Below are 8,790 nucleotides of genomic sequence, written 5' to 3'. Positions count from 1 at the left end.
ATCACCGGTACCGTTAAGTTTTTCAACGAAACCAAAGGTTTTGGCTTCATCCAGCAAGAAAACGGCCCGGACGTTTTCGTTCACTTCAGCGCCATCCAAGGTAACGGCTTCCGTACCCTGGCTGAAGGTCAGCGCGTACAGTTCTCCGTGACCCAAGGTCAAAAAGGCCCGCAGGCTGAGAACGTAACTGCTCTGTAATTCTTACAGAATTTAAGAAAGCCGTGGTGCCTTTGGGTTCCACGGCTTTTTGTTTATGGGCGTTTTTCACCGTCCGTCGGTGTGAGGCGTGACCTTCTACTTCTGCATGTTGTGCCGACTATGCTGCCATCCCTTCTGCTTGCCGCCACTCTGATAACCTCCACCGATCAACAGGGGCCGAACCTCGTTGAGAAAGAGGCCATGGCCGTGTGCCAGCAGTTTGTGCAGGTGCGGGTGGGCGCTGGCAGGCTCCCGGACGAGATCAGGGCGCAACCGTTGCCGCAACGGGAGGGGGAGTGGATGGTCGATGGCAAGATAAAAGGACCCGAAGGTCCTTTGCTGTTTGCCTGTCTGCTGCGTCAAGGGAAACGCTGGGAGCTGCTCAACTTTTCGCTGTGGGCTCCCAAGGCGGTCAAAGCGGCTTGAGTGCTACCAGCAGGTGCTGCAGGTGTTCCACCATGGTCATGCCAAAGGGCGTCAGATAGCCGCCATCTTCCGCGCTGATGAGTCCCTGCTGGTGCAGGCGAACTGCGGCCTGGCAGAGTTCGTCGGACATGTCGCTGCGCAACTTGATCCCCAGGCTCATGTTGGCCGGATCAAAGCATGCCAGTATTTTCAAATCGTTTACAAACTCGCTGGAAACCTGGTCGATACCGATCATGAATGCACTCCTTACGCTAAAGATGTATGCAAACTAGCACTCCCGGATCCACTTTAGTGGGCGCTGGCTCAAACTATTGGGCTTTCTCTCTCCCTGGCGTGCTCAAACGCTGCTTTTTTGGCCGTCATTTTGTGAATCAATTGAGGATTGTTTGAGTCCGGCTTTGCGGCGCCAAACATGATAGGATAAGGCTTCCTTTGTCTATCTGGCCGATATTGTCTGTCGGCCCCCGGTTCAAGGCGCATTCCATGGTCAAGATCACACTGGTATCCCTGCTGCACACCCTGAGTTCCCGTTTTTCCGTCTACCCGGCCTCCCTGCTGTTGCCGCTGCTCGAACAACATGAAGGGGATGTCTGGCTACCCGCCTGCAAGGGGGCTGATGTCGCCGCCTTGCGTCAGCATGGCAAGGGCGCAACCGCGCAGAGCCTGGCACCGCTGACGGCGGCCTGGTGCGACTTCGCGACCGGTGAAGAGGGGGCGACGCCTGAGCTGGATGCGCTGGCCAACTACGACAGCGAGATGATGGACAACCTGCAGATGTACTGGCACAGCCCGGCCAAGATCAACAGCCCGATCACCGACAACCTGTTCGAGCTGCGCCGCGAGGTGGTGGAAGAGGCTCATGGCGGCAAGCTGGCCGATGCCTGGGACAGCGCACAGCAGGCTCGTCTTGCACAGATCCTGGCGGGGGCGAGGGCCGGTCGGGATCAGCTCTGTTTCGTCGAAGTGGAGGCGGCCTACTGGTTGCGCCAGCGTCTTGGCGAGATGGCGGAGATCGACCTGGTGACTCCTGAGCTCGGGTGAACCGTTCAAAAATCGGTGACCGATCTCTCATACTGGACAAGGCGCCGGCAAGATGTGAACATGGCGCCCTTTATTGCACAAGAGACTTGACCGATGAGCTATGAACTGAGCGACACCGAGCGCAATGCAGCGCTGCAACTGAACGCGGACTACCGCTTTGATCACTTCATCAGCAAGCTGGTCGAGCACGAAGAGCTGTTCGTTCTGACCGACGAGCACGGCGTCATGATGCTGACCACCGACGATGAAGACTGCATCCCGGTATGGCCGCACCCGGAGTACGCCAAGGCGTGGGCCGAAGGGGAGTGGGCCGACTGCAAGCCGCAGTCCATCACCCTCAAGGTGTGGCTGGAGCGCTGGATTGACGGCATGGAGCAGGATGAGCTGTGCGTGGCCGTCTTCCCGACGCCGGATCAGGAAGGTATCGTGCTGGAGCCGGCCGACGTGGCTGACGCCATCGCCCAGAAGCAGGCCAAGCGCGGCTAAGCGCCTCCTGCCTCAGCGAGCAACCCAGGTTGCAAAAAAGACCCCGCCATTGCGGGGTCTTTTTGTTGATGGCCTTGGCACACCCTTGCAGAGAAGCAGGTTGCCCTATTTCTGCTGATAGGTGGTGTCAATCAGGGTGACGGGCGGGAAGGACTGGCCTGCCTTGATGGCGGCCCGGGTCTGCGCCTTGGTCTCTTCATCAATCCAGAACAGGCCGCCGTAGCTGTAGCCGTTGTTGCTGCCGTCCAGCGGCCAGTAGAGCAATTCACTCTTGGGCGTCGCCGGCAACTTGGGCAGTTTTATCCAGCGCCAGGCCCCTTCCCGGGTGTAGGGCACCTGATAGGCGGGCACGAAGCTGGCCAGTTCATAGAGTCGCTGCTGGATCTGGCGCGACAGCGCCGCCTTTTTGGCGAAGTCGAACTCCTTGTCGTACTGCTCCACCAGGGCTGTGATGGCGTCATCATCGATATTCATGATGTTGTTGGTCTGCGGCTTGTTGGCGTTGACCTTGTGAAAATATTCCCAGTAGGCGGGATAGCGGCTGGTGCTCCAGCCCATCCAGGCGCTCTGGTGTTTCTTCTCCAGCATCGACTTGAAGCCGGCCGAGGCATCCATCAGGTTGAGCTCGAGGTTGAGCCCCGCCTTCTTGGCCTCTTCGCGCAGCAGGGTGAGGCGCTGGGCGTGCTCCGCCGTGGTGTAGGTGATGCTCAGGGTCAGCGGCTGGCCCTTGTCGTTTTGCAGGGTACCGTCGGGGCCTGGCTTGGTGAAACCGGCCTTGGCGAAGTACTGGCGTGCCAGCTCGGGGTCAAACGGGCGGGCCTTGAGCTCCGTGTTGGTGAACTCCCCCTGGCCTGAGCCGTAACTGTTGAGGCGTTGGTAATCCCCCCGCAACAGGGTGGTGAGCATCTTGTCGAGGTTGAGGGCATGCTGGATGCCGAGCCGCACATTGAGGTCGCGCAGCAGCGGATCGGCGGTGTTGAGATAGAGCCCCATGGGGGACTGGGGGGTCTGGTTGTAGAACCAGAGTCGCTCGATATAGCCCTGCTCGAACTCCGGCGTCCTGGTCTTGTCGTGCCACCAGTTGGGCATGACCAGCGGGAAGGTATCCAGCTCGCCGCGCAGGAAGTGCTGCCAGGCGATGTTCTGATCCCTGAGCACCTTGAGCTCGATCCGGTCCGGGTTGAAACGGTGCTGGAAGTAGCGCTCGTCATTGCCCCACCAATCCTTGACCCGCTCGAAGGTGACCGACTTGCCCTTTTTCACCTCGCCAAGCTGGTAGGGGCCGGTCACTGGCAGTACCTTCCAGTTGTACTCCTTGACCCAGTTGGCGGTGATCTTGATGGCGTGGCTGGGGGCCGGGGTGAAGGGGAGGGATTCCAGCAGATCCTGGCGACTCTTGGCACTGCCGCTGGAGATGGCCAGGGTGTGCTCATCAAACTTGGTGACGTCGCTTATCTGGGTGCTGTAGTAGTTGTTGTACCAGGGGTCGTTGATCTCCTTGCTGCGCAGCAGCTTGAGGGTGAACAGCCAGTCATCGGCGGTGACCGGTTGGCCGTCTGACCAGCGCGCCTTGGGGTTGATGCGCAGATAGAGGGTCTTGTGGTCGGGCCCGAACGCCCATTCGTTGGCCAGCATGGGCATGGGATTGCCGGTGACGGGATGGGTGCTCAAGAGCGGCAGGTTGGTCTCCCGCACATAGCCGGCGAAGCCGCCGTTGGAGTCCGGACCGTACACCCGCAGGGTCAGCGGAAAACTGGTCATGAAGCCGCGAAAGGTGCCGCCCCGCTTGGCGGCCGGATCCGCAAACACCGGATCCGCGTTGTTGCTCTCCCACTGCAAATCGGCCGGCAGGGTAGCGCTCCAGCCGTAGTGGCTCAGGCAGAGGGTCAGGGTGATGGCACTGGTGCGCAGAAGGCGCGGGATGATCCGGGGGCCGGCGGTGACTGTCGATGGCATGTCCTTGCTCTCCTGATGGCTGCGTCCTGCAGGCCATGTGTTGATGACGCGAGCCCCGTTGGGGGCTGGCTCATCATGAAAAGTTTCTCCGCCCCGGTCAATGGCGACGGATAAATAAGCGTCAGGCGGCGGTCTGCGATTTGAACCAGCGCAGCCGCCCGCCCAGCAGATGCACCACGAACCCCAGCAACACCAGGGCCGAGCCCAGCCACTGCAAGGGGGTAGGGTGCTCGTCCAGCAACAGGGCCGCCGCCACCATGCCGACGCAGGGCACCAGCAGGGAGAGGGGGGCCACCTGCGCCACCGGGTAGCGCATCAGCAGCCGCCCCCACAGGCCGTAACCGAGCCAGGTGGCGACAAAGGAGAGATAGAGCACGCACAGGATCCCCTGCCAGCTGATGTTGAGCAGGCTGCTGGTCATCAGCTCGGGTCCCTCGAACAGCCAGGAGAGGGCGAAGAAGGGGAGGATGGGCACCAGCCCGCCCCAGGCGACCAGGCTTGGCAGAGAGGTCTTGTAACGCAGGCCGATCTGGCGATTGATCACGTTGCCAAGGCCCCAGCAGGCGGCGGCGCAGAGGGTCAGCACGAAGCCGAGCAGGGTGAGATTGCCCTCGCCATGGGTGGCGATGAGATAGAGCCCGGCCCCCGCCAGCGGCAGGGCCACCCAGTGGTGGGGCTGCCAGCGTTCACCCAGCCAGATCATGGCGAACAGCAGGGTGAACACCACCTGGGATTGCAGCACCAGCGAGGCCATGCCCGCCGGCATGCCGAACTTCATGGCGCAGAACAGAAAGGAGAACTGGCCGAGGCTGATAGCCCCGCCGTAGGCCAGCAGCCAGCGCCAGGGCATGGCGGGTCTGGGGACCAGCAGGATGGCGGGAAAGACCACTCCGACGAAGCGCAGCGCCCCCAGCAGCAGCGGCGGGATCCCCTCCAGCCCCCACTTGATGGCGACGAAGTTGAGCCCCCAGCAGAGGATGACCAGAGCGGCCAGAAACTTGTCCTTGGTGTGCATGTCTCGTCCTTGAAAGAGTGGCCCTTGCCAGGCGGTGGCCAAAAGAGGACGAGCATACCCTCGTCTGGGTGGGCGCCGTCAAGCCGCCAGGTGGAGGAGCAATCCTGCAACAGGCGGCAAGGTACTACTCAGGCGGCGACGCAGTGCACTGTGATGCCGCGTGTCGACAGGGTCGCCCGCATGGTGACGGGCAGGGCGTCGTCTGTGACCAGCACGCCGATCTGCCCCGGCATGCCGAGCGGGCTTGGGTGGATGGCGCCGAACTTGCTGCTGTCGGTGATGACCACATTGGTCACCCCCTTGGCCAGCACGCTGTTGACCACATCTGCCCGCATCATGTCGCGGCCGGTGAAGCCCACCTCGGGATGAAAGCCGTCCACCCCGATGAAGGCCTTGGAGAAGTGCACCTGCTCGATGCACAGCCGGGTCAGCGGCCCCACCACGCTCTCGCTCTGATGCTGGAACAGGCCGCCAAGCAGCACTACCTGGGCCTGAGTGTCGCGCAGCAGGTGGGCGATGTAGCTGCTGATGGTGATGATGGTGACCCGCTTGTGCAGGGCCAGATGGCGGGCCAGCAGGGCGTTGGCGCTGCCCCCCTCGATAAAGACCGTCTCGCCATCCTCCACCAGCTGGGCGGCGCGCTCGGCGAGGCGTTCCTTGAGCAGGTAGTTGATGTTCATCCGGGCATCGGGGTCGTCGCTCTCCAGCGCCATGGCCGAGCCGTGCACCCGTTTGAGCAGCCCCTGTTTTTCGAGGGCGGTCAGGTCGTTGCGCACCGTCACCTCCGAGACCCCGGTGCGTTGGGAGAGCTCGCTCACGCTCATCTTGCGGGCCTGATGGACCAGGGTGAGGATCAGTTGGTGGCGTGGGTTCATGGGGCCTCGCTGGCTGGCAGTGGATAGCGGCAAGCCACCGTGCGGGTGGCTTGCCGGTCATAATGGGGCACAGCTGCCCCTGGTGGAGCCCGTCAGAGACAGTGCTCGGTGCGGGCGATGATATCATCTTGCGCATCGGGGGATAAGGCGGTGAAGAAGGCCGAATAACCCGCCACCCGCACCACCAGATCCCGATACTGGTCGGGATGGGCCTTGGCCGCCAGCAGGGTTTCGCGCGAGACGATGTTGTACTGGACGTGCCACCCCTTGTGCACCTCGAAGAAGGTGCGCAGCAGGCTCATCAGCTTGGCCTTGTCCCGCTCGTTTTCCAGGCTGGCCGGGCTCAGCTTCTGGTTGAGCAGCACGCCGCCGAGGATGGCCGCAGTGGGCAGCTTGCCGAGGGAGTTGAACACCGCCGTGGGGCCGAGGCGATCCGACCCCGACGCTGGGCTGGCCCCCTCCGCCAGCGGGGTGCGGGCGTGGCGGCCATCCGGGGTGGCCATGGTGGCCGCCCCAAAGGGCACGTTGGCCGAGATGGAGGAGGTGCCTGCATAGTAGGTGCCGCCGATGGGGCCACGGCCGAAGCGGGTGTTGTGCAGCCCCTTGAGCTCGTCGATGTAGCTCTGGTAAGCCTGCACCAGCAGCAGGTCGACCTCGTCCAGATCGTTGCCGTATTTGGGGGCTGCATTGGTGAGGCGCTGGCGCAGCTGCTCGCCTTCAAGCCCGGCAAAATCCTGCTCGAGCGCATTGGCCAGCTCGCGCTGATCCACCACCCTCTGCTCGAACACCAGTTTCTTCAGCGCTGCCAGGCTGTTGCCCAGGTTGGCGATCCCCACCTGCAGGCCGGAGACCCAGTCATAGACGGCGCCCCCCTGCTTGATGGTCTTGCCGCGCTCGATGCAGTCATCCACCAGGGCGCTGCAGAGGATGTCGTGGGCCTGGGCCTCCAGTAGGCTGTCGACCACGCAGTCGATCTCGATGGACTTGCGGGTGAAGTAGCGCACCTGCTCGTCCCAGCGGGCCATTACCTCGTCGAAGTGGCCGAACGAGCCTTGCCACAGCGACTGGGGCTGGGGCAGGAAGACCTTGCCGGTGGTGGCGTCACGGCCGCCATCGAGCGCCGCCAGCAGGATGCGGGCGAAGTTGATGAAGCTCATGCCGGTACAGCGATAGCCCCACTTGCCGGGCACTGCGGTCTCGATGCAGCCGATGGCGGCGTAGTGGTGGGCATCCTCTACGCTCACCCCGAGCTTGATGAACTCGGGGATCACCACCTCGTCGTTGTTGAAGGCGGGCATGCCGAAGCCGCAGCGGATCACCTGGATGCAGGCGTCGAGGAAATCCTCGCTCATGCCGGCATGGTAGCGCACCGAGAGGTTGGGCTGGGTCGAGCGCAGCTGGCCGCAGGACTCCAGAATCGCGTAGGAGAGGCCGTTGACCGCGTCATGGGTCTTGCCATCCAGCCAGTTCTGGCCGCCGATGGTGACGTTTTGATAGAGCGGGCTGCCGGCGGAGGCCTTGGAGTGGGTGCCGGATCGGATCTTGTTCACCTCCAGCAGCTTGAGCCAGCACCCTTGCAGCAGCTCGATGGCGCGCGTGCGCGGCAGGGATTCCGACAATTCCACCTCGCGGCGATACCAGGGATAGAGGTACTGGTCCATCCGGCCAAATGACACCGAGTGGCCGTTGGACTCGATCTGCAGGATGAGCTGGATGAAGTAGCAGAGCTGCAGCGCCTGCCAGAAGGTCTCGGGGGGCCGGTGGGCGATGTGGGCGCAGTTGAGGGCCATGGTCTCAAGTTCACTTCGGCGCTCGGGGCGCGGCTCCTGCTGCGCCAGTTCGTGGGCCAGCGCGGCGTAACGCTCGATGTGCTGGCTGACGGCATCGAAGGTGATGGCGACGGCCTGCAGGAACTGTTCGTGCTGCAGATCGGCCCAGTCCGCCAGATCGAGCCGGCCGCGCCGCTCGGCTACCTTGGCCTTGAGGCCGTCGAGACCGAGGACAAGCAGCTGCTCGTAATTGACCGCGAGGTGGGCATCCCCCGAGGTCATGTTGCCCTCGGCCTTGATGATGCCGCTTTCCAGCAGCCCCTTCTGCTCGTCGGTAAAGAGGCCGTAGCAGCGATCCTGCACCGTCTGGCCGCGCCAGAAGGGGGTGAGGGTGTGGATGGCCAGCTTGTCCGCCTCGCTCACTGCAAAGCCGGCGCCGGGGCGATCCGCCAGTTCGTCGATTTCCTTCTCGATCCAGCCCACCGTGTATTCGGGAAAGAGCGGCGCCGCCCGCACCTGGCTCGCCTGGTTGCCGACGATGAGTTCGTCGTGCTTGATCCAGATGGTGCGCTCCTTGAGGTGGTGAGCCAGCGCCAGGGCGCGGCGCACCGGCAGCGGCCGGGCCAGGTGGGCCTGATAGGCCTCTGTATAGTGACGGGCCCGCTCGGTGCAGACTGGCGGTTGGACGATGTGGATCAGGCTCTCCTTGTGGGCGCGGATCCGTGGGGGCAGGGTGGTGAGGTCGAGCTGGGTCATGGTCTTATCCTCTGGTCATAGGACTGTGAGTTGACGGTAAGTGGGCGGTCAGTGGCGGATGTCATGGGTATTGCTAGCCCCGGGTGAGCGGGGTCAGCCCCTGCGCACGGGCACACTCGTGGGCAAAGGCGAGCAGGGTCGGGTCATCGAGCGGCTGGAGGGGGGCCTGATAGGGTTGGTCGAGCAGGGCGTACTTGCCCGCGCCTAGGGTGTGGTAGGGGAGAAAGTGGATCTCCTGTACCGTGCCAAGGTTGGCGGCGGCCTGGGT

9 protein-coding genes and 1 pseudogene are annotated in these 8,790 nt (G+C 63.1%); 4 read left to right on the top strand and 6 right to left on the bottom strand.

The window, feature by feature from the left end; all coding sequences use genetic code 11:
- Together CAK78_RS05620 and CAK78_RS05615 are read left to right on the top strand one after the other, a co-directional pair.
- Positions 1 to 198: cold-shock protein (locus CAK78_RS05620; RefSeq protein ID WP_254924716.1), on the top strand; the 198-nt coding region annotated here is incomplete at its 5' end.
- 120 nt (positions 199 to 318) lie between these two features.
- The gene (locus CAK78_RS05615) at positions 319 to 624 is read left to right on the top strand and encodes a hypothetical protein (protein ID WP_094696641.1); all 306 of its coding nucleotides are present in this window, start codon (positions 319 to 321) and stop codon (positions 622 to 624) included.
- Here CAK78_RS05615 and CAK78_RS05610 read toward each other — a convergent pair.
- Positions 611 to 859, bottom strand: a complete 249-nt coding sequence (locus CAK78_RS05610) for a TIGR02647 family protein (protein ID WP_005302794.1) — start codon at positions 857 to 859, stop codon at positions 611 to 613. The two genes, CAK78_RS05615 and CAK78_RS05610, sit on opposite strands and share 14 nt — an antisense overlap.
- Before the next feature lie 248 nt (positions 860 to 1,107).
- Between CAK78_RS05610 and CAK78_RS05605 the strand changes: the two genes are divergently transcribed.
- Together CAK78_RS05605 and CAK78_RS05600 are read left to right on the top strand one after the other, a co-directional pair.
- Positions 1,108 to 1,665 carry a hypothetical protein gene (locus CAK78_RS05605; protein ID WP_094696640.1) on the top strand — a complete coding sequence of 186 codons (558 nt, stop codon included), beginning with the start codon at positions 1,108 to 1,110 and terminating at the stop codon, positions 1,663 to 1,665.
- Between the two features lie 93 nt (positions 1,666 to 1,758).
- Positions 1,759 to 2,151 (top strand): DUF2750 domain-containing protein, encoded by a 393-nt coding sequence (locus CAK78_RS05600; RefSeq protein WP_005302792.1) that lies wholly within the window; start codon positions 1,759 to 1,761, stop codon positions 2,149 to 2,151.
- Positions 2,152 to 2,256: 105 nt separating this feature from the next.
- Here CAK78_RS05600 and CAK78_RS05595 read toward each other — a convergent pair whose 3' ends face one another.
- The 5 genes and pseudogenes from CAK78_RS05595 to CAK78_RS05575 form a co-directional block, all read right to left on the bottom strand.
- Complete coding sequence (locus CAK78_RS05595) at positions 2,257 to 4,107, bottom strand: extracellular solute-binding protein (protein WP_094696639.1); 1,851 nt, start codon at positions 4,105 to 4,107, stop codon at positions 2,257 to 2,259.
- A gap of 121 nt (positions 4,108 to 4,228) precedes the next feature.
- Positions 4,229 to 5,122 carry an EamA family transporter gene (locus tag CAK78_RS05590; RefSeq protein ID WP_094696638.1) on the bottom strand — a complete coding sequence of 298 codons (894 nt, stop codon included), beginning with the start codon at positions 5,120 to 5,122 and terminating at the stop codon, positions 4,229 to 4,231.
- Between the two features lie 128 nt (positions 5,123 to 5,250).
- The gene (locus CAK78_RS05585; RefSeq protein WP_094696637.1) at positions 5,251 to 5,997 is read right to left on the bottom strand and encodes a DeoR/GlpR family DNA-binding transcription regulator; all 747 of its coding nucleotides are present in this window, start codon (positions 5,995 to 5,997) and stop codon (positions 5,251 to 5,253) included.
- Positions 5,998 to 6,089: 92 nt separating this feature from the next.
- Positions 6,090 to 8,522 carry a formate C-acetyltransferase/glycerol dehydratase family glycyl radical enzyme gene (locus CAK78_RS05580; protein ID WP_094696636.1) on the bottom strand — a complete coding sequence of 811 codons (2,433 nt, stop codon included), beginning with the start codon at positions 8,520 to 8,522 and terminating at the stop codon, positions 6,090 to 6,092.
- A 73-nt stretch (positions 8,523 to 8,595) separates the two neighbouring features.
- A pseudogene (locus CAK78_RS05575) lies at positions 8,596 to 8,790 on the bottom strand (glycyl-radical enzyme activating protein); the annotation flags it as partial.

Origin of the sequence: Aeromonas sp. A35_P (assembly GCF_002259925.1) — a bacterium.
Classification (GTDB): domain Bacteria; phylum Pseudomonadota; class Gammaproteobacteria; order Enterobacterales; family Aeromonadaceae; genus Aeromonas; species Aeromonas dhakensis.
Note: the sequence above shows the minus strand (reverse complement) of the source record. Positions and strands in the feature narration are given on the sequence as shown.

Excerpts from the sequence above, each read along its gene's own strand:
- CAK78_RS05600 (WP_005302792.1), top strand. The coding sequence starts at position 1,759 with ATGAGCTATGAACTGAGCGACACCGAGCGCAATGCAGCGCTGCAACTG.
- CAK78_RS05610 (WP_005302794.1), bottom strand. The coding sequence starts at position 859 with ATGATCGGTATCGACCAGGTTTCCAGCGAGTTTGTAAACGATTTGAAA.
- CAK78_RS05615 (WP_094696641.1), top strand. The coding sequence starts at position 319 with ATGCTGCCATCCCTTCTGCTTGCCGCCACTCTGATAACCTCCACCGAT.
- CAK78_RS05585 (WP_094696637.1), bottom strand. The coding sequence starts at position 5,997 with ATGAACCCACGCCACCAACTGATCCTCACCCTGGTCCATCAGGCCCGC.
- CAK78_RS05580 (WP_094696636.1), bottom strand. The coding sequence starts at position 8,522 with ATGACCCAGCTCGACCTCACCACCCTGCCCCCACGGATCCGCGCCCAC.
- CAK78_RS05590 (WP_094696638.1), bottom strand. The coding sequence starts at position 5,122 with ATGCACACCAAGGACAAGTTTCTGGCCGCTCTGGTCATCCTCTGCTGG.
- CAK78_RS05595 (WP_094696639.1), bottom strand. The coding sequence starts at position 4,107 with ATGCCATCGACAGTCACCGCCGGCCCCCGGATCATCCCGCGCCTTCTG.
- CAK78_RS05605 (WP_094696640.1), top strand. The coding sequence starts at position 1,108 with ATGGTCAAGATCACACTGGTATCCCTGCTGCACACCCTGAGTTCCCGT.